The sequence below is a fragment of the Micromonospora sp. NPDC000207 genome, from assembly GCF_040300925.1.
GTDB lineage: Bacteria > Actinomycetota > Actinomycetes > Mycobacteriales > Micromonosporaceae > Micromonospora.
Genome location: NZ_JBEPEQ010000027.1, coordinates 18,441 through 37,508 on the forward strand (window position 1 = coordinate 18,441; position 19,068 = coordinate 37,508).

The 19,068-nt window shown below is 73.0% G+C and carries 15 protein-coding genes; 10 read left to right on the forward strand and 5 right to left on the reverse strand.

Annotated elements, in window-relative coordinates:
• Nucleotide 1: 1 nt before the first annotated feature.
• The gene (locus ABT336_RS09435) at nucleotides 2–2,251 is read right to left on the reverse strand and encodes an aminotransferase class III-fold pyridoxal phosphate-dependent enzyme (RefSeq protein WP_350896050.1); all 2,250 of its coding nucleotides are present in this window, start codon (nucleotides 2,249–2,251) and stop codon (nucleotides 2–4) included.
• Nucleotides 2,252–2,367: 116 nt separating this feature from the next.
• Here ABT336_RS09435 and ABT336_RS09440 point away from each other — a divergent pair, with 116 nt between their 5' ends.
• The gene (locus ABT336_RS09440; protein WP_350896051.1) at nucleotides 2,368–3,570 is read left to right on the forward strand and encodes a PucR family transcriptional regulator; all 1,203 of its coding nucleotides are present in this window, start codon (nucleotides 2,368–2,370) and stop codon (nucleotides 3,568–3,570) included.
• Between the two features lie 73 nt (nucleotides 3,571–3,643).
• On the opposite strand, the gene ABT336_RS09445 is transcribed toward ABT336_RS09440, so the two are convergent.
• The 3 genes from ABT336_RS09445 to ABT336_RS09455 all read right to left on the reverse strand — a co-directional run bounded on the left by ABT336_RS09445 (nucleotide 3,644) and on the right by ABT336_RS09455 (nucleotide 10,198).
• Nucleotides 3,644–6,550: a helix-turn-helix transcriptional regulator gene (locus tag ABT336_RS09445; protein WP_350896052.1), complete on the reverse strand. Its 2,907-nt coding sequence runs from the start codon at nucleotides 6,548–6,550 to the stop codon at nucleotides 3,644–3,646.
• A 161-nt stretch (nucleotides 6,551–6,711) separates the two neighbouring features.
• On the reverse strand, nucleotides 6,712–6,966 hold the full coding sequence (locus ABT336_RS09450; protein ID WP_350896053.1) for a hypothetical protein: 255 nt from the start codon (nucleotides 6,964–6,966) through the stop codon (nucleotides 6,712–6,714).
• A gap of 13 nt (nucleotides 6,967–6,979) precedes the next feature.
• The gene (locus ABT336_RS09455) at nucleotides 6,980–10,198 is read right to left on the reverse strand and encodes a type 2 lanthipeptide synthetase LanM family protein (protein ID WP_350896054.1); all 3,219 of its coding nucleotides are present in this window, start codon (nucleotides 10,196–10,198) and stop codon (nucleotides 6,980–6,982) included.
• A gap of 305 nt (nucleotides 10,199–10,503) precedes the next feature.
• Here ABT336_RS09455 and ABT336_RS09460 point away from each other — a divergent pair, with 305 nt between their 5' ends.
• Genes ABT336_RS09460 through fabG form a run of 4 tightly spaced genes read left to right on the forward strand, consistent with a single transcriptional unit; the run spans nucleotide 10,504 to nucleotide 13,932 of the window.
• Nucleotides 10,504–12,360 carry an AfsR/SARP family transcriptional regulator gene (locus ABT336_RS09460; RefSeq protein ID WP_350896055.1) on the forward strand — a complete coding sequence of 619 codons (1,857 nt, stop codon included), beginning with the start codon at nucleotides 10,504–10,506 and terminating at the stop codon, nucleotides 12,358–12,360.
• Nucleotides 12,357–12,725, forward strand: a complete 369-nt coding sequence (locus ABT336_RS09465; RefSeq protein ID WP_350896056.1) for an ApeI family dehydratase — start codon at nucleotides 12,357–12,359, stop codon at nucleotides 12,723–12,725. Before ABT336_RS09460 ends, ABT336_RS09465 begins: the two co-directional genes overlap by 4 nt.
• 2 nt (nucleotides 12,726–12,727) lie before the next feature.
• Nucleotides 12,728–13,189: a 3-hydroxyacyl-ACP dehydratase FabZ family protein gene (locus ABT336_RS09470; protein WP_350896057.1), complete on the forward strand. Its 462-nt coding sequence runs from the start codon at nucleotides 12,728–12,730 to the stop codon at nucleotides 13,187–13,189.
• Nucleotides 13,186–13,932: a 3-oxoacyl-ACP reductase FabG gene (gene fabG, locus ABT336_RS09475; protein ID WP_350896059.1), complete on the forward strand. Its 747-nt coding sequence runs from the start codon at nucleotides 13,186–13,188 to the stop codon at nucleotides 13,930–13,932. The genes ABT336_RS09470 and fabG overlap by 4 nt, the downstream gene beginning before the upstream one ends.
• Here fabG and ABT336_RS09480 read toward each other — a convergent pair.
• Nucleotides 13,904–14,791: an SDR family NAD(P)-dependent oxidoreductase gene (locus ABT336_RS09480; protein ID WP_350896060.1), complete on the reverse strand. Its 888-nt coding sequence runs from the start codon at nucleotides 14,789–14,791 to the stop codon at nucleotides 13,904–13,906. The genes fabG and ABT336_RS09480 overlap by 29 nt on opposite strands.
• A gap of 190 nt (nucleotides 14,792–14,981) precedes the next feature.
• On the opposite strand from ABT336_RS09480, the gene ABT336_RS09485 reads away from it, so the two are divergent.
• The 5 genes from ABT336_RS09485 (at nucleotide 14,982) to ABT336_RS09505 (ending at nucleotide 18,967) form a co-directional block, all read left to right on the forward strand.
• Nucleotides 14,982–15,938: a beta-ketoacyl-ACP synthase III gene (locus tag ABT336_RS09485; protein WP_350896061.1), complete on the forward strand. Its 957-nt coding sequence runs from the start codon at nucleotides 14,982–14,984 to the stop codon at nucleotides 15,936–15,938.
• A 36-nt stretch (nucleotides 15,939–15,974) separates the two neighbouring features.
• A complete protein-coding gene (locus ABT336_RS09490) occupies nucleotides 15,975–16,229 on the forward strand; it encodes an acyl carrier protein (RefSeq protein WP_350896062.1) in 255 nt (84 codons plus the stop codon).
• Entirely contained in the window at nucleotides 16,226–17,578 is a 1,353-nt protein-coding gene (locus ABT336_RS09495; protein WP_350896063.1) for a condensation domain-containing protein, read from the forward strand. Before ABT336_RS09490 ends, ABT336_RS09495 begins: the two co-directional genes overlap by 4 nt.
• Before the next feature lie 124 nt (nucleotides 17,579–17,702).
• Nucleotides 17,703–18,704, forward strand: coding sequence for a 2,3-diaminopropionate biosynthesis protein SbnA (gene sbnA / locus ABT336_RS09500; RefSeq protein ID WP_350896064.1), 1,002 nt, complete (start codon nucleotides 17,703–17,705; stop codon nucleotides 18,702–18,704).
• Nucleotides 18,705–18,760: 56 nt separating this feature from the next.
• Nucleotides 18,761–18,967 (forward strand): MbtH family protein, encoded by a 207-nt coding sequence (locus ABT336_RS09505; RefSeq protein ID WP_350896065.1) that lies wholly within the window; start codon nucleotides 18,761–18,763, stop codon nucleotides 18,965–18,967.
• The last annotated feature ends 101 nt before the right edge of the window (nucleotides 18,968–19,068 follow it).

Genomic DNA, 19,068 nt, shown 5'->3' on the forward strand with positions numbered 1-19,068 from the left:
GTCAGACCCCTTCGACCAGGGCGAAGACCTGGTCGAACCGGGTCAGGGCGTCGTCGATCACCTCGTCGGTGTCGGCCATCGAGGTGTACATCCGGGACCCGGCGAGGGTGATGACCCCGTGGGCGGCGTACGCGGCGCCCATCTGTTCCATCAGCCGTTTGCGGGCCTTGTTCTCCTTGAGCAGCTTGACGGGGTTGCGCATGTCCAGCAGCATCACGCCGCTGCACTCCAGGTGCACGATCGACCCCTGGTTGTAGGCGACGTACGGCAGACCGTAGCGGTCGATGAGGCGTTGCAGCCCCCGGGTGAGCCGGTCACCGGCCCGTCCGGCGATCACCGGGGCGTTGGTCCGGGCCATCTCCTCGATGGCGAAGTAGCCGGCCGCGCAGGACAGCGGGTTGGCCGACAGGGTGCCCCCCACCTGGATGTGCGCGCCGCTCCTGCCGTCCAGCCCGGACCCGAACACTGCCATCACGTCGGCCCGTCCACCGACCCCACCGGCCATCGGGTAACCGCCGGAGACCGCCTTGCCCAGCACCGTCAGGTCGGGGGTGACCCCGAAGTAGCCGGCCGCCCCGCCCAGTCCGAGGCGGAACCCGGTGACCACCTCGTCGAAGATCAGCAGCGCGCCGAACTCGTCGCAGAGGCGTCGGACCCCGGCGTTGAAGTCGCGGGGGGCCGGACGGGTGCCGGACTCCGGGCCGACCGGTTCGACGATCACCGCCGCCGTACCGCCCCGGACCCGGTTCTCGATCAGCTTGCGGCGCAGCTGCCCCAGGTCGTGCGGGAAGGACTCGCGGGTCCGGCTGGTCGCCCCGAACGGGATCCCCTTGGCGTTCATCCGGTACGTCCCCGGCACCCGCAGCCCGTAGACGACGGTGTCGGACCAGCCGTGGTACGCGCCACCGACCTTGATCACCATCTTCTTGCCGGTGAAGGCACGGGCACCGCGTACCGCAGCCATCACCGCCTCGGTGCCGGACCCCAGCGCCCGGTACATCTCGACGTGCGGCAGGTAGCGGTGGATGATCTCGGCGAGTTTGAGTTCGTACTCGTGGAACAGGCCGGTCACCGGCCCGGACTCGCGGACCACCTCGGCGACCTTATCGTTGACCGGGGCGTAGTTGCTGCCCAGGATCGTCGGACCGCCGGCCTGGAGGAAGTCGATGTAGACGTTGCCGTCCCGGTCGACGAGGTGGGCGCCCTCGGCCTTGTCCACTGCCAACGGGAAGGGGTAGTTGAAGGCCAGGTTGTGCTGCACCCCGCCGGGGATCCGTCGCTTGGCCCGGTCGGTGATCTCCCGGCTGGCCCGGCACCTGGTGTCGAAGTAGCCGAGGACGTCGAGCAGGGCGTCGTGGCGCAGCCCCCGGACCGGTTGGGCGGTGAGCGCCTTCAGCCGCCGCATCACGTCGTCGACGTCGGGGTACTCACTGATCGCGTACCCCGGTCGGGCGGCCTCGTCGTCGGCGGCCGGGGCCTCGGACGCGGACCCGGCGGTGGTCTCGGCGGCGTGGGCGTCGGCGCTGGGCAGTTTCTCGTCGGCGGGGACCCGACGCGGTTCGACGGCCTTGGTGATCTGCGCGGCGATCCGCTTCTCGTCGGCGCGCAGCTTCCCGAAGGCGATCTCCCTGATCGCCGTCGGAACGGTGTAGACCCGGCCCGACTCGGTGGTCAACGCCAGCAGGTACGCGATGGAGACCTTCTCCAGCAGGGCCATGTTGAACACCGCCCGGTCCGGGTCGGTGCCCAACGCGACGATCCCGTGGTTGGCGAGGATGAACGCGTTGTCCCCGGAGGCCACCTTCTTCTGCACGTTGCGGGCGAGGAACCCGGTGCCCGAGGGGGCGTAGTCGACGATCGCCACCTCCCGGCCCAGGAACCGGACCTGCTCGTCGGAGAGGGCCGGGATCGGCTTGCGGAGCACCGCCAGGGCCGAGGCGTACGGCTGGTGGGTGTGCACTATGGCGTTGACGTCGGGCCGTTCCCGGTAGATGTTGGCGTGCATCCCGCACTCGATGGAGGGGGCCAACCCGGCACCGGAGTCGTCGGGCACGTGCCTGCCGTCGAAGTCCACGATGCAGACGTCCTCGACCCGCATCCGGTCGTAGTCGTAGTTGCTCGGGGTGACCGCGTACAACCGGTGACCGGGGATCCGGACCGACACGTTGCCCTCGGTCGCCTTGAGGTAGCCCCGTTCGAGCATCGTGGCGCACATGTCGACGACATGCCGGCGGGACAGGCGGTGCTCCACGGGATCCTCCTCGCTCGTCGTTCCCGACCATCCTCGCCCGGCCGGTCCGACGGATCACCGTCTCCCGGGCAGCGAGAAAACCGGCCCGATCTGTCACCGCGTGACAAAATCCGGTGGTGATCCCGTCGGTGACCCCGTGGCGACGCCTCCCGGTCGACCTGGCGACCGCGATGCGTCCGCAGCTCGGCACGACGGTCGGGGCGGTGGCGGGGGCGGTCACCGAGGCGACCCCGGCCTTCGCCGGCATCTCCGACGCCAAGTTCGACAGGGACGTCCACACCGCCGTCGAGGTGGCGTTGGAACGCTTCGTCGACCTGGTCGGCACCGACGAGCCGGCACTGCCACCCCGGTTCCGGGCGGTCTTCGTGGCGTTGGGGGCCGCCGAGGCCAGGGAGGACCGGGGGCCGGAGGCGCTGTTGGCGGCACTGCGCACGGCGGCGCGGCTGCTGCTGCGGACGGCGTCGGAGTCCCTGGCCGGGCTGCGTCCCGTCGACACCCGGGAGCTGATCGACCTCGCCGACGCGGTCAGCGCCTACGTCGACGAACTGACGGCGGCCAGCACCGACGGGTACGCCCAGCAACTGCGCGAGCAGGCCGGGGAGGGGGACCGCCGCCGTCGGCACCTGGCCGAGCTGCTGTTGCGCGGCGACGGCCTGGCCGAGGCGGTCGAGACGGCGGCGACCCGGGTCGGCTGGTCCGACCTCGGCGCTGTGGTGCCGGTGCTGCTGCCGCAGGACGAGGCGCGCGACGCCCGGTTCCGCTACGGGTCCGACGCCCTGGTCGCCGAACGCGGTCGGGACGCGGTCCTGCTGTTGCGGGCGGGTGCCCGGACGACCCGTGTCCGGCTGGTGGAGGTGTTGGCCGGCCGGTCGGCGGTGGTCGGCCCGGCCCTGGACTGGTCCCGGGTGCCGGCGGCGGTACGGCTTGCCGAACTCACCGCCGAGACGACCGGTCCCGGTCCGGGGCCGGTCTTCGTCGACGACCAGCTGACCGCGTTGACACTGCGCGGGGAGACCGGGGCGTTGGCGGTGCTCACCGACCGTCGTCTCGCCCCGCTGGCCCGGTTGCGTCCGGGGCAGCGGGACAGTCTGATGTCGACCCTGTACGCCTGGCTGCGGCACTGGGGTTCACGGACGGAGGTCGCCGCCGAGCTGTTCGTCCACCCACAGACAGTCAGCTACCGGCTGGGCCGCCTCCGTGAGCTGTACGGCGACGCGTTGGAGGACCCGGCCGCCCGGTTCGAGCTGCTCCTGGTGCTGGCCCGCCGACTTGACCACCCGGTGACCGCACCCTCGGGCCGGGACCGGGCCACCCGGTGACCCCACCCCCCGGGCCGGGACCGGGCCACGTGAGAGGGGTTCCCGCCGTCGACAGGCGGCCGTTCCCTGCGCCTCAGGCGGAGCCGACCCCGGCGGCGAAGTCGCTGAGGGCGATCCGGTTCGGCAGCCCGGTCTTGGTGATCAGACTGGAGACGTGGCGCTCCACCGTCCGGGGTGACAGGTGCAGCCGCTCGGCGATCTCCCGGTTGCTCAACCTGCCGGTCAGCAGGCGCAACACCTCGAACTCGCGGACGGTGACCCCGGCCGAGCGCAGCGCCGACGGGATCTCGCCGGCACCCTGACGCCGCTGGGCGACCCGGGCCCCCGCCTGGCGCAGCAACGCCCGACAGGCCCCGGCCACCGGGGCGATCTCGGCCCGGTGGAAGTAGTCCTCGGCGGTACGCAGCCACTCCACCGGGGTTCCCCACCCGTCGGCGAGCGCCGCCTCGGCGACCAGCCGCAGGGCCAGGTGGCGGCCCATGGCGTACCGGGCGCCCACCTGGAGCGCCTCGGCCACCGTCTCGGTCGCCGCCTCGTCGCGTCCGGCCCGGCCCAGCAGGACCGCCCGGGCGAAGAGCGCGAACTGTCTGTCCCACCGCAGTCGGCTGGCCGGGTCGGTGGTGAGCCTGTCGTACGTCGCCCAGTCGAGGTCGTCGGCCACGGCCCTGAGCAGCATGTCCAGGCCGAGTCGTCCGCCCAGGTGGAACACCGTCGGGTTGGTCTCCTCGGCCCGTACGGCCACCGCCGACTCGGTCAGCGCGGTGGGTCGGTCCTCCTCCAGCAGGGCGCAGAACGTGCCGGCGAGCCCGTGGACCCGTTGCGCGTGCAGGCTCTCGTCGCCCTCCCAGCGGCGGAACTCGGCGAGCGACGACTCCATCTCGGCCCGGCGGCCCTGGTGTGCGGCGAGGACCGCCCCGAGCAGCAGGACGTACTGGGTGGTCTCGATCAGCTTGAGGCGGGTGGTGGCGGTCAGCACCTTGTCGATCAGGTCCCGGGCGGTCGGATAGTCACCCCGCATGATCAGGTGCAGGGCGATGCTGGCCTCGGCGTGCTGGCGGGCGGTCACCGCGCCGGTGCGCCGGGCGCGTTCCCGGGCCTCCTCCAGCCGGTCGAGGGTGCCGTCGCGCAGGGCGTCGTCGTTGCCCAGCCGGATCAGGGCGTGGATCTCCCAGATCGGCAGGTCGTGGTCGGCGGCGATGGACCGGGCCCGTTCCAGGCACCGGGTCGCCTCGGCCGGGTCCCGGTGCCGGACCAGGGCGCCGAGCAGTTGCCAGGCCTGACAGGCCACCACCGGCAGGGGAACCGCCGCGCCGACGGTGGCCGCCCGTCGGGCCAGCGCCTCGGCGACCTCCATCCGGTCCTGGCCGGGGGTGTCCAGCGCCAGGTGTGCGGCGACGACGTCGATCGGTGCGGTGTCCTCGGCGGCGGCGTTCGGGCCGAGGAGCGCTCTGGCGATCTCGACCTGGGCCAGGGCGTCGGGCAGGTGACCGGCGACCACAGCGGTCCAGGCCAGCCTGGTGTGCAGGGTCGAGCGGCGGCGCGGGTCCAGCCGGGCCACCTGGTCGGGGCTGTTGACAAGCTCCAGGGCCCGCTTGACCTGGCCGGTCTCCCCGAGGGCCTGCAACAGGCTCTCCAGGGTGTCCGCCCGGGTCTGCGGCGCGTCGTCGGCCTGGAGGGTCCATGCCTGGTCGAGCAGGGTGAGCGCGGAGGTGGGTGCACCCTGGGCGAGGGCCCGCCGGCCCGCCTCGGCGAAGAGCCGACCGGCCTCCCGGGTGTCCCCGGCGTCGAGGTGCAGGGTCGCGGTGATCTGACACCACTCCCCGGGCAGGTCGGGGTGGACCTTCATGACGGCCTCGGCGACGGTCCGGGCCAGCTCCACCCGACTGTCCGGGTCGACGAGGGCGAGCAGCGACTCCCTGGTGATCCGGTGCCGGAAGGCGTACCAGTCGCTGAGCTGGTCGTCCGGGGCGACCAGCTGCGACACCAGGTCGTTGTGCAGGTGGTTGAGCAGGTCCCGTTCGGTCAACCCGGTCGCCGTCTGCACCACCGCCACCGCGAACCGCTGCCCGATCAGGGCACCGACGCTGAGCAGTTCCCGGGCCTGCGGGCTGAGCCGCTCGATCCGGTGGGCCATGCTCCGGGTGAAGGCCGCCGGCAGGGTGGCCGGCGGTCGGGGGGCCAACCGCCACCCCGCCCCGTCGGGCAGGAGCAGCCCCTCCTCCACCATGGCCGCCACGATCTCCTCGATGAGGAACGGGTTGCCGCCGCTGCTGCCCCAGACCAGGTCGGTGGCGGCGGTGGGCAGCTCGTCGCCGGGCACGCCCAGGCACGCCCCGGTCATGGTGCGCAGCTCCTGCGGGCCGAGCCGGTCCAACTCGACGAGCGTGCACTGCCCGCGTCGCGCCGCCGCCTCGACCACCTGGAGGGCCGGGGTGTCGTCGGCCCGGATGGCACCGACCAGCAGGGTCGACTGCCCGGCGAGGTTGTCGATCAGGTATTCGACCACCATCAGGGTCTCGGCGTCGGCGTCCTGGAGGTCGTCGAGGACCATCAGGCATCCCCGGCCCTGTCCGGCCAGGCTGGTCAGGCGCAGGACGGCCTCGGCGAGGATCACCACGGAGCCGCTCTCCTGACCGGCCAGGGGCGGACCCCAGTCGGGTACGAGTCGGCCGAGCACCGGACCGTACGGGCCGAGGGCGGCGACGTCCACAGTGGTGGAGCGCAGCAGGGAGAGGACGGCCTCGGTCAGCGGTCGCAGCGGGACGGCGGTGCCGAGGGCGCTGCCCCGCCCGCGCAGGAGGGTCATCTCGGCGGTGTAGCCGAACTCGATCGCCGCCCCGGCCAGCCGGGACTTGCCGATGCCCGGCTCGCCGACGAGGAAGACGGCACCGCCGTGCCCGGACCGGGCCGCGTCGATGCGCTCCCGTAGGGTGCCCAGCTCCACGTCTCGCCCCACGATGATCCGGGATCGGCTGTGCACGTGAGAAACGATAGCGATGCAATTCCCGCAAGACCAGGGTTCGCCGGTGACGGTCCCCATCGATGGGATTTGAGGACCGTCACCGGCCGCCGGCAGTGGTGGTCCCGACCGCTGCCGACGGATTCCCGACCTGCCCGGTGACGCCCGGACGGCCGGGAACGTCACATGGGGACGGTCGGGCAGCAGGTCGTCAACGGGGAGGCGACGGCGTCACCGGCGTCCCCGGCGACCAGCCGGCCGACAAGCAGACCGACGGGGACCACCAGACCGGCGAGCGCCGCCGTCCGCAGCCCGAAGGCCAGCAACGAGCCGGTCTGCGGCTCACCGACCGCCTCGGCGTCGACTGACACCTCGTCGTACGGAGCCCCGTCGTGGCGGGTCTCGTCGTTCGGGAGCTGAGCGTCCAGGTGTGACATTCGCCTTCTCCTTCTAATCCATCGGGGTGGTGGTGCCGGGAGGCGGCGGACGACCGGGTTCGATCGGCCGCGAAGTCGGTTCGAGCAGCAGCGCCGACGGCACCTGCTCGGCCAGGCCACTGCGGAGCAGGCCGTAGCCGATGCCGGCCAGACCGGTGAGCAGCCCGGGGGTGGGCACCCCGCCGGGTGTGCCGCAGACCCGGCCCGGCCATCCGAGGGCGTCCAGGACGAGGGCGGCCCGGCGGCGACGGGCGCGACCCGCCGCCGCGCCCGCCGCCGCGCCCGCCGGGCCGGCGGCCAGGACGGTGAGCGCCTCCACGACCCCCGACTCGCCGTGGCACAGGCTGAGGTCGTCGGTGAAGGGCCGCTCGGCGAGTCGCCGGACGAGGCCGTCCAGGTCGGTGGGGTTCCCCCCGCCGGGCACGTCCGGTGCCGTCGAGGCGGGGTCGAGGGTCGACGCGGCCACCGCCAGGGCGAGACCGGCCGCCCCGCCGCACCACCCCGAGGAGGCGGGTGCGGTCCCGACCGCCCGGGTCAGGGCGGCCTCGGCGGCGGCGGCGTGCCTGTCGGTGCCGGCCCCCGAGGCGACGTATCGGTGCAACGCGAAGGCGACGCCCGCCGCGCCGTCGGCGAAACCTGTGGCGGCCGGTGCCCCGGTGTCGGTGACCGTCAGGTCGGCGAGCTGGTCGGCGCAGGCCCGGGCGACCGATCCGGCCCGGTCCAGCCCCAGCTCGGCGTGGACCGAGGCCATGGCGGCCAGGCAACCGGCCTGACCGGTCGCCCAGTCCACCCCGCCGTCGGCCGGGGTGACGACGGTGGCGGCCAGCTCGACAGCCGTACCCGTCCACTCGCGCAGCTGCCCGTCGTCGAGCAGCGTCGACAGTCGGGCCAGGCCGTACGCCACTCCGCCGAGGCCGTGCAGGGCACCGCAGCCGACCGCCCTGACCAGCTCCGGCCGCTGCGCCAGCAGGTCCAACAGCGGGCCGGTGGCACCGACCGCCCGCCGGGCCACCTCCCCGTAGCGGGGGACCCCGCTGAGTCGGGCGAGTTCACCGAGGAACAGGGCCACCCCGAGGTACCCGTTGGCCAGTCCCGCCCCCATGGGCAGCAGCAGCCACTGCCTGTCGTCGACGAGCTCCAGGCCGAGCCAGTTCACCCGGCCCCGACCGGGTACGCCCCGGGCGACGAGCTGGTCGGCGACGGCGCAGGCCGCAGCGAGGAGTCGTGGCGGCGGAGCCGCCGTGCCGGGCGGCGGTCCCGAGGAGACGACGGCGTCGTGGTGCCCTGCGACCGGCCGACGGGTGGCCAGGCAGGCGGAGATCACCCACTCCTGGTCCTGCCGGTCCGACTCCCCGAACCCGGCGATCCGGTCCAGCGCCCCGTCCACCCCCCGACGCCGCAGCCGCAGGCCGGTCCGCTCCCCGTCCTGGCCGGTCAGCCACAGCCCGCCGACCGAGGCGGTGAAGTACGGGACGTCGCCCCGCCACAGCGCGGTGACCTCGTGCCGGGCGAACACCGGGTCACCGTGGCCGCCCGTACGGCCCCACAGCACCCCGTACGCCCGGTCGGTGTCCAGGCCGTCCCGGAGCAGGTCCGGGTGGGTGGCCTCGTCCAGCAGGGTCCGGTACGACCAGGTGGGCCTGACGACGAGCCGGACGGTCGCCGACGCCGACTCCTCGACCAGCCTGCCGAACGTGTCCCGGTCGGCCTCGATCGCTGCGTAGCCGAGCCGGAACCCGTGCAGGAAGTCCGCCTCGTGCTCCTCCGGACGTGCCACCCGGTCGCCGATGCGGGGCTGGTTGAGCGCACCGTCGAAGGTGCCCGCCCGACGGACCAGCCGCATCCGGTCGGTGCCCGCCTCGGCCCACTCCACCCGACTGGTGGGGCTCTGCCGCCCCCCGTCGCCGCCGACCCCGGACAGATCCATGATCCCCTGGTCGCCGACCACGATCATCGGCAGCAGGGCGGTCCGGTACACGGAGGCGGCCAGCAGGTCGGCGGCCGGGTCGCCGCTGTCGACCGGGTCACCCCACCCGGGGTGGAACAGGGTCTCCGCGTCGACGAGCACCGGATACTCGCCACTGGCGATCAGGTTCTCGTAGTGCAGGTCGGTGGTGTCGAGGGCGTGGGCGAGCGCGAGCAGCAGGCCCTGACGTCGGTAGAACCGTCCGGCGGCGTCGGAGTCGGCCAGCGGGGCGGCCGACACGTACTCGGTCCAGCCGTAGCCGGTGCGGGGCAGGCAGTCGGCGGTCCGCAGGCCGACGGCGGGCACCGCCGTGTTCAGCCAGTCGACGAAGACCCGCAACCGGACGTCGGGGGTCAGGTCCCGGGGCTTGTAGACCAGCCGTCGGCCGTCGGCGAACCGGACGACGGAGGTGCTGCGCCCACCCCGGTGCGAGTCGCCCCGGCGGTCCTCGACGGCGACCAGCGGGCCCGGGTCGACGCCGTCGAGCAGTGTCCCGACCAGGTCGGGGCGGTCGGCGGCGTACCGGGTCACCAGTTCCCGCAGGACGTCGGCGGCCTGCATCGCCGCCTGCCCCCACCACCGGGCCAGCACCGGATGCCGGGTGACCAGGTCGGCCAGGCCCGTCGGGGTGCACGAACGCCGGACGAAGTCGACGAACCGGGCCCGACCGTCGTCGCCGACCAGGAGCCCGGCGGTCCGCTGCCGGTGCAGTTCGGCGACGAGGGCACGGGCGCTCGTGCCGGCCAGTCGGCGACCCAACCTGTCGGCGAGGGCCGCTGTCAGCGTGGCCGTGTCGACGACGTCCCCGCCGGGGGCACCGGCCCGGAGCCTCGCCGTCGCCTGGTCGAGGAGGGGACGCAGCGGCAGGGCGAAGGCGGCCCGCCAGTCCGCCGGAACGTCGGCGTCGGGGTGCAGCGGTTCGGCGGCGCGGACCGCGGACTCCACCACGTCCACCCAGTCCGGTCGCCGGACCCGGGCGGCGAGGGCCGACCTCGGCTCGGCCAGGATCGCCACCAACCGGTCCTCGTCGAGATCCAGCTCGTGTAGGCGCGGGGCGAGCCGGGGACCGTGGTCGGTCCGCCACCTCGCCAGCCGCTGCCGGGCGACGGTGAGCCGGTCCCCGTCGGCGTCCGGGTCACCCCACCGGCCGGTCTGCGGGCCGACCCGCTCGTGCAACGCGAGAGCCCCCGCCCACCAGTCGGCAGCCAGCAGCTCCGGCCCGTGCGGGGCGCGGCTGCGGGTGGTGTCGGCGGTGGTGGGGCTCACCGGAACGAGGGTGCCAACGACAGCCCGCGAACTCATGCGTAGGAACCACCCAAATTCTGTCCGTCGCCGCTGCTCGCCGGGGCTTCCGGGACCAACCGCAGGTCAGGGCAGGTGCGACAGACCGTGCCGGAACCCCTGCCGTACGCATCGGTCGTAATCGCTCATCATTGCCCCGGCCGCACCGACCGCTACCCAGAAATTACGTACCCCGTACACATGCGTCGGCGGCTGATGTTGGTGAGTCTCCGACAGTCGGATGAGCCGACCCGATCGGAGCGACAGTGGAGTTTCGTGTACTGGGGCCGGTGAGCGCCTGGCAAGGCGACGGCGAGGTCCCGTTGGACGGCGCCAAGCAACGGACGGTGCTGGCGGCGCTGCTGTTGGCCCGGGGGCGGACGGTGCCCGACACCCGCCTGTGTGAGCTGCTGTGGGGCGAGAGACCGCCCGCGACGTTCGCCGCCCAGCTCTACAACTACGTCTCCCGCCTCCGCAAGTACCTCGGTGACGGGGTGGAGATCGTCAGGCAGTGGTCCGGCTACCTGATCCGGATCGGGGCCGGCCGGTTGGACCTCGACGAGTTCGAACGGTTGGCCGGTCTCGGCCGGCAGGCGTTGCGCACCGGGGAGCACCGGGAGGCGGCCCGACTGCTGCACGCCGCCCTGGCACTGTGGCGGGGGACCACCCTGGCCAACGTGACAGACCAGCTCGTCGAGGCCGAGGCGCACCGGATGACGGAGCTGCGGATGGCGGTGCTGGAGCACCGTATCGACGCCGACCTGCTGCTGGGTCGGCAGGTCGAGTTGGTGTTGGAGCTGACCGACCTGGTCACCACCTACCCGCTGCACGAGCGGCTGCGCAGTCAGCTGATGACAGCGCTGGCCCGCTGCGACCGGCAGGCCGACGCGTTGACCGTCTACCACGAGGGGCGGCGGGTCCTCGCCGAGGAGCTGGGGGTGGACCCGGGACCGGCGTTGGTCGAGGCGTACCAGGCGGTGCTGGCCGGAACCCCGGTGCCCGCCGTCGAGGCACCGGCGATCACCGACCGGGGTCGGCGTCCGATGCATCCGGCGATGCTCCCGCCGGCCGCCGACGACTTCTGCGGCCGGGCCGAGGAGTTGCGGCGGCTGACCGGGCTGCTGGCGGGCCCGGCGGCTGCAGCGCCGCCGACGGCGTTGCTCACCGGGATGGCCGGGATCGGCAAGACCGCCCTGGCGTTGCGGGCCGCGCACCTGTGCCGCCCGGACTTCCCCGACGGACAACTCTACGCCGACCTGGGCGGCACCCGGGGCAACGCCCCCGACCCCCACGACGTGCTCGGCTGGTTCCTGCGCAGCCTGGGCAACTCCGAGGCGCAGATCCCCACCCGACTCGACGAGCGGGAGCGCCTCTACCGCAGCCAGTTGGCCGGCCGCCGGGTCCTGGTGCTGCTCGACAACGCCGCAGACGACGCCCAGGTCCGCCCGTTGCTGCCGGGTGACCCGTCCTGTCGGGTGCTGCTGACCTGCCGGGGGCGCCTGTCTGAGCTGCCCGGGGTCACCCGGATGGAGGTGGGGATCCTCGGCCCGGTGCAGGCCCTGGCCCTGTTCGCGGCGATCGTCGGTCCGCAGCGGGTCTCCGCCGAACCCGCCGCAGCCCGGCGGATCGTGCAGATGTGCGGGCGACTGTCGATCGGGATCCGGGTCGCCGCGGCCCGGCTCATCGCCCGTCCGCACTGGTCCCTGGGGTACCTCGCCCAGCGGCTCGCCCACGAACGGTTCCGCCTCGACGAGCTGCGGCTGGGCACCCTTGACGTCCGTGCCCGGATCGAGGGCAGCTACCAGGCGCTCGGCAGGGACAGCCAGGCCGCGCTGCGTCGCCTGGCCCTGCTCCGGACCGCCGATTTTCCGATCGGGGCCACCGCCCGGGTGCTCGGGGTGTCCCGCCGGGTCGGCGAGGAGGTGGCCGAGACCCTCGTGGACGCCCGTCTGCTGGAGGTCGCCGGATCCGACGGGGGACGGCGGCAGCGGCACCGGTTCCACAACCTGGTCCGGGTCTTCGCCAGGGAGAAGGCCGACCGGGCGGACCGGCGGATCATGGCCGGTGGGCGGGAGGGTGGAGCGCGGCCCGTCGTCGGGGTGCGGCATAGAGAAGATATAGCCGCCCTCGGGACGGTCGGGTGGTGACCACCGTCATCCCGCCCGAGTGCGCGACCACCGCGCGGATCGAACTGACCGCCGCCACCCCCGACGAGATCGTCGCCCGGGTACGCCCCGACCGTGACGACCCGGCCTTCGCCGGACACTACCCGGGCTTCCCGCTGCTACCCGGGGTGTACCTCTTCGACTACGTGCACCGCACCGTGCTCGCCGCCGACCCGGAGCTGGTCCTGACCGAGCTGGTGTCGTGTCGGTTCCTGCGCACGGTCGACCTGGACGACGAGCTGACAGTCACGGTCCAGGGCACCGGGAGCCGCCGCAGCGGCACCGTCACCGTCGACGGCGTCCCGGTCGCCGAGGTGGTGCTGCACTACCAGGACGGCGAGGAGTGACAGTGGAGATCGACGAGATCCGCCGGATCATCCCGCACCGCCCACCCCTGCTGCTCGTCGACCGGGTCCACGAACTGGTGCCCCGCCGTCGGCTGGTGGGGAGCCTGACGGTGACCGGGGACCGTCTGCTGCCCGCCGCGCTGCTGTTGGAGTCGTGGGGGCAGGCCGCGCTGGTGCTGATCCGACACGACCGGCCGATGCCGGACGTCCTCACCGACGGGGTGCCGGTGGCCGGTGTCTTCGAGCAGATCCGGTTCGGCCGCCCGGTGCGCCCCGGCGAGACCGTCGAGCACCGGGTGGAGCTGATCCGGCTCATCGCCGACACGGCGTTCGTCAGGGGCGAGAGCGTCGTCGGGTCCGAGGTGGTCCTGCGGGTCGGTCGCCTGGTCGGCGCGATGCGCCCGGCCACCTCCCTGCGTCCCACCGCCCGGGTACGGGCGACCGAACCGAAGGAGTCGACATGAGTGCAGTCCGGCGGCCGGTGGCCCTGGTCAGCGGCGGATCCCGGGGTATCGGCCGGGCGGTGGTCAGACAGCTCGCCGAAGACGGGTACGACGTCGCCTTCTGCTTCCAGAGCAGCGAGGAGGCGGCGGAGAAGAGCGCCGCGGCGGCGGGGGAGGCCGGTGCCCGGGTCCTGGCCCGCCGGGTGGACGTGGCCGACCCGGTCCGGGTACGCGACTTCGTCACGGAGGTCGAGCGGGACCTGGGCGAGGTGGACGCGGTGGTGACGGTCGCCGGGATCATCAGGGACCGACCGGTGGCGATGATGGCCGACGAGGACTGGACCCGGGTGCTCGACGTCAACCTCGGCGGGGTCTACCACGTGTGCCGGGCGACGATCCGCCGGATGATGCGCCGCCGCCGGGGTGCGATCGTGACCGTCTCCTCGGTCGCCGGGATCACCGGCAGCCCGGGACAGACCAACTACTCGGCGTCCAAGGCCGGCATCATCGGTTTCACGAAGGCCCTCGCCAAGGAGGTCGGCCCGTACGGGATCCGGGTCAACTCGGTGGCACCGGGTTTCGTCGACACCGACATGTTGTCCGGCCTGCCCGCCGGGCTGACCGAGGGCATCGGGCGGCGCGCCGCCCTCGGTCGGCTCGGCCGGGTGGAGGAGATCTCCCCGGTGGTGACGTTCCTGCTGTCGGAGCGGGCCTCCTACCTGACCGGCCAGGTGGTCACCGTGGACGGGGGTCTGACCTTCTGACCCGCTGCGCGGCGAGCCGGGCCCGCATCGCGTCGGCACGGGCCCGGTCCGCCTCCCGTCGGACCCGGCGGGCGGTGAGCCGGGGATAGGCCGACCCGAGCAGCCGCGACAGCAGGTCGACCCGGCGGGCGTCGGCCCCGACGAGGATCTTCGGCCGGTTGGCCAGGACACCGCGCAGGATGGTCCGGGCGGCCTGCTCGGGGCTGGTCCGCGCCTCCTCGGCGAACCGTTCCCGCAGTCCCTGGTAACCGAGGCCCCGACCGACGCGGGCGTGCCGCAGGATGCCGGTGCGGACCTGGCCCGGGTACACGCAGCTGACCCCGACCGGCAGCCGACCGACCCGCATCTCCTGCAACACCGACTCGGTGAAGCCGCGTACCGCGAACTTCGCCGCGTTGTACGCGCTCTGCGCCGGGGCGGGCACCATCCCGTACATGCTGGAGACGTTGACCAGGTGACCGCCGGAGGCGACGAGCATCGGCAGGAACGCCCGGGTGCCGTGGACCACCCCCCAGAAGTCGACGTCCATCACCCACCGGACGTCCTCCCAGGTGGCCTCGGTGACGGAGGCGAGCAGTGTCACCCCGGCGTTGTTGACCACCAGGTCCGCGCCGCCGAAGTCCTGGCGGACCCGGCGGGCGTGCGCCAGGACCGCCGACCGGTCGGCGACGTCCAGGTGGTACGCCCGGACCTCGGCACCCCGCTCGACGCAGGCAGCCGCAGTGCCGGCCAGGCTCTCGGGCGAGATCTCGGAGAGCGCCAGCCGGGCACCCCGGGTGGCCAGTTCGACGGCGAGGGCCCGGCCGATGCCCGATCCCGCGCCGGTGATCACCGCGACCCTGCCCCGGAAATCCCTCATGCCTGCTCCCTCGTCGGTGCGCGGTGGACGTCGGGGGAGCACCCGACCCGGCACACCCCACCGGGCACGCTCACCGGACGGGCTATCTCTTTTCCATAGGGCGGCGATGTAGAGAAGTTATGAGAGTCGCTCCCGACACTGCCTCCGGGCGGTGCCAGCAGGCTGCCGACCCGCGGTGTGGGGAGGAGCGATGCCACAGATGACTGGCGCGGCGATAACCGGACTCGGTGCGTACCGCCCGAGTCGACTGATCACCAACGAGGACATAGCCGCCGAGACCGGGGTGACGCCGGAGTGGATCGAGGAGCGGACCGGGATCCGGTCCCGCCACCGGTCGGGGCCGGACGAGACGGTCACCATGATGGCCGCCGAGGCAGGCGCGAAGGCGCTGGCCATGGCCGACGTCGACCCCGCCGAGGTGGACCTGGTCATCCTCGCCTCGGCGACGAAGAAGGACCGGATCCCGGGCGGGGCGCCCGAGGTGGCGAGCCGGATCGGCATCCCCGCCACCGGGGCCTTCGACCTGAACGCCGCCTGCGCCGGGTTCGCGTACTCGATAGGCATCGCCGCCAACGAGATCCGGATGGGTGGTGCCCGTAACGTCCTGGTCGTCGGCGCGGAGGAGCTGAGCCGCTTCATCGACCCGGAGGACCCGGCGACGTACGTCATCTTCGGCGACGGTGCGGGCGCGGCGGTGGTCTCCCCGTCGGAGCAGGAGGGCATCGGCCCGACGGTGTGGGGCAGCGACGGGACGCGAGCCGGCATCCTCGGCACCAGGTGGGACGCCGACGGACGTGAGTTCGCCAGCATGGACGGCCCGCTCGTCTACCGGTGGTCGACGAAGAACGTGCCGAGGGTGGCCCGGAAGGTGTGCGCCCTGTCCGACGTCGAGCTGTCCGACATCGACTGGTTCGTGCCGCACCAGGCGAACCTGCGGATCGTCGACCAACTGGCCGAACTGCTCGGCATCCCCGACGAGAAGGTCGCCCGCGACATCGTCGACACCGGTAACACCTCCGCCGCCTCCGTACCGCTGGCCCTGAGCCGGCTGTACGAGAGCGGCCGGACCTCCCCGGGCGACCGGGTGCTGCTGCTCGGCTTCGGGGCGGGACTCGCCTACGCCGGCCAGCTCATCCGGATGCCCTGACCCGCAGTGCCAGCCCAACCGGAAAGGACCACCAGCATGACCGTGACCATCGACCAGGTCGGCCCGGACGTCACCGCCCTGACCCGCAAACTGATGACCGACGACGTCGACCGGGACATCAACCCCGGTGACACCTTCGTCGAGCTGGGCCTGGACAGCCTCAAGCTGGTCGACCTGCTGGCCGCGGCGGAGTCGCACTTCGACATCGAGGTGCCCGACGAGGAGGTCGGGAACTTCACCACCGTCCAGGACCTCGTCGACTTCGTCGTGGCCAACCGGCCGACGGTGTGACCACCGACGCCCGGGAGCTGTCGGTCGGGCAGCGGGCCCTGTGGCTGGTGTACCGGATCGCTCCGGAGAACCCCGGCAGCAACGTGGTGCACGGGCTGTACCTCACACCCGGCCTCGACCTCGACACGCTGCGCCGGGCGGTGCCGTTGGTCCGTCGGCGGCACGACGTGCTCCGGTCCCGCTTCGTCCAGACCGAGGCGGGACCGGTCCGGGTGGTCGACCCCGACCTGCCCTGCGAGGTGGCCGTCGAGGACGTCGACCACCTCGACGACGACGGCCTGCTCACCCGGTGCCGGGAGGTCGGTGACCAGCCGATGCGGCTGGCCGAGGAGGGGCCGCTGCGGGTGGTGCTGCTGCGCCGGCGCACCGACTGCGTCCTGGTGGTGGTCGTCCACCACATCGCCACCGACTTCCACTCCCAGCGGATCATCTGGCATGACCTCACCGAGGCGTACGGTGCCCTGCACGACGGGCGGCCGGTGGACCTGCCCCCGCTCACCGGCAGCTACGACGACTTCGTGGCCCGGGAACGGTCGGCGCTGACCGGGCCGCGCGCCGAACGGTTGAGCGCCTACTGGGACCGGGTGTGCGCCGGTGCCACAGCGGCGACACTGCCCACCGACCGGACCCGCCCGCCGGTGCGTTCCTTCCGGGGGGCGGCGTTCAGCCGGGACGTCGACGGTGACCTGGCCGGGCTGCTCCGGGACGCGGCAGCCGCCGCCGGGGTCACCCCGTACAGCGTGGTGCTGGCGGCGTTCACCGCGACGCTGTACCGCTACACCGGGCTGACCGAGTTCACCGTCGGGTGTCCGGCGTCGCTGCGGCGCGGCCAGGCCCTCCGGAAGGTGGTCGGTCTGCTGGTGAACACGATCGCGTTGCGGGCGTCGTGGGGTCCGGAGACCACCTTCGCCGAGGCGGTCGCCGGGGCGAGTCGGCAACTGGCCGGTGGCCTGGCCCACGCCGCGTACCCGTTCGCGCTGGTCCGGTCGGACCGGCGGGACCGGGACCCGGTGGTCCGGGCGACCGTCAGCCTCCTGGTGCACCAGCACGACGACGACTACACCGAGGAGCGGCACAGTTTCACCGGGCATCGGATCCGGTTGCTGGACATCGCCTACGACGAGGGACAGTTCGACCTCTCGGTCACCCTCACCCAGTACCAGGACGGCCGGGTCGCGGCCGAGTTCGGCTACGACACCGACCTGTTCGACGAGGAGACGGTGCAGCGGTTCGCCGGGCACTTCCTCCGGATGCTGCGGCTGGCGTGCACCGCCCCCGACACGGTGGTGTCCCGCGCCGCGATGGTCGACGAGGCGGAACTCCGCGACCTGTTGACGCTCGGCACGTAGTGGCGTGGCCGCACCCGGCGCACCCGGTGTCGTCGGGTCGGTCACCCCGTCCATATCGGCCCCACCCGCCGGTATGGCGGCGATATAGCCCCGGCCGCCAGCCTCGACGGTGTCGGTCACATCGATGGTGGAGGGAGGTACACAGGTGCGCGAGGGCATCCTCTCGGCGGTCGGGAACACCCCACTGGTCCAACTGGTCCGACTGTTTCCGCAGTTTCCCTCCCAGGTCTTCGTCAAACTCGAACGGTTCAACCCCGGCGGCAGCATCAAGGACCGGACCGCACTGACGATGCTCCGGGACCGGGTCCGCTCCGGTGAGCTGGTCCCCGGACGGTCGGTGGTGGTCGAGTCCAGCTCCGGCAACCTCGCCATCGGCCTGGCCCAGGTCTGCGCCTACTACGGCATCCGGTTCGTCTGCGTGGTCGACCCCCGCACCACCCGGCAGAACCTGGCCATCCTCACCGCGTACCGGGCCGAGATCGAGGTGGTCGAGCATCCCGACCCGGCCACCGGCGAGTACCTTCCGGCCCGGCTGGACCGGGTACGGGAGCTGTGCGAGCGGATCCCGTACGCCTACCGTCCCGACCAGTACGCCAACCCGCTCAACGCCGCCGCCCAGCGCGACACGATGGCGGAGATCGTGTCCGCCCTGGACGGCCGGATCGACTACCTGTTCTGCTCCACCGGCACCTGCGGCACCCTGGTCGGCTGCGCCGGTTACCTGCGCGACGCCGGACTGTCCACCCGGGTGGTGGCTGTCGACGCGGTCGGCAGCGCCATCTTCGGCGGTGCTCCGGCGCCCCGGCTGATCCCCGGTCACGGGGCCTCGGTCGTGCCGCCGTTGGCCGCCGGTGCGAGCCCCGACGAGGTCGTCCACGTCTCCGACCTCGACTGTGTGGTCGGCTGCCGGTTGCTGCTGACCCGGGAGGCGATCCTGGCCGGGGGTTCGTCCGGGGCCACCGTCGCCGCCCTGCGTCGGCTGATCGCCGACATCCCGGCGGGCGCCACGTCGGTGCTGATCCTGCCCGACAACGGGGACCGCTACCTCGACACCGTCTACTCCGACGAATGGGTCACCCGGCACTTCGGGGAGATCACCCACCTGTGGAAGGACGAGCGGAGCTGACCCGTTCGACTTCCTCCCCTGTCGGTGACGACAGGGGTGTCCACGAAAGGAATCCGATGACCGACGACCGCAGCTACCGGGTGGTGCTCAACGACGAGGAGCAGTACTCGGTCTGGTGGACCGACCGTGACCTGCCCGCCGGGTGGCGGGCCGAGGGGACCGAGGGCACCCGTGACGAGTGCCTGGCCCACATCGACGAGATCTGGACCGACATGCGTCCGCTGAGTCTGCGTCGGCGGATGGACACCCAGACCGCCGCCTGACCCGGTCCCGCGTCCCCGGCCGGGGTCCTCCCGGCCGCTGGTCCACCCGCCGTCGTCCGGCCGGGCCGTGTCCCGGTCCGGACCCGGCCTGCCCCTGCCCG

What these genes read in the sequence shown, in the direction of transcription:
- ABT336_RS09450 (WP_350896053.1), bottom strand. Translation starts at nt 6,966, where the DNA reads ATGTCACACCTGGACGCTCAGCTCCCGAACGACGAGACCCGCCACGAC.
- fabG (WP_350896059.1), top strand. Translation starts at nt 13,186, where the DNA reads ATGAGTGCAGTCCGGCGGCCGGTGGCCCTGGTCAGCGGCGGATCCCGG.
- ABT336_RS09480 (WP_350896060.1), bottom strand. Translation starts at nt 14,791, where the DNA reads ATGAGGGATTTCCGGGGCAGGGTCGCGGTGATCACCGGCGCGGGATCG.
- ABT336_RS09485 (WP_350896061.1), top strand. Translation starts at nt 14,982, where the DNA reads ATGCCACAGATGACTGGCGCGGCGATAACCGGACTCGGTGCGTACCGC.
- ABT336_RS09490 (WP_350896062.1), top strand. Translation starts at nt 15,975, where the DNA reads ATGACCGTGACCATCGACCAGGTCGGCCCGGACGTCACCGCCCTGACC.
- sbnA (WP_350896064.1), top strand. Translation starts at nt 17,703, where the DNA reads ATGGTGGAGGGAGGTACACAGGTGCGCGAGGGCATCCTCTCGGCGGTC.
- ABT336_RS09505 (WP_350896065.1), top strand. Translation starts at nt 18,761, where the DNA reads ATGACCGACGACCGCAGCTACCGGGTGGTGCTCAACGACGAGGAGCAG.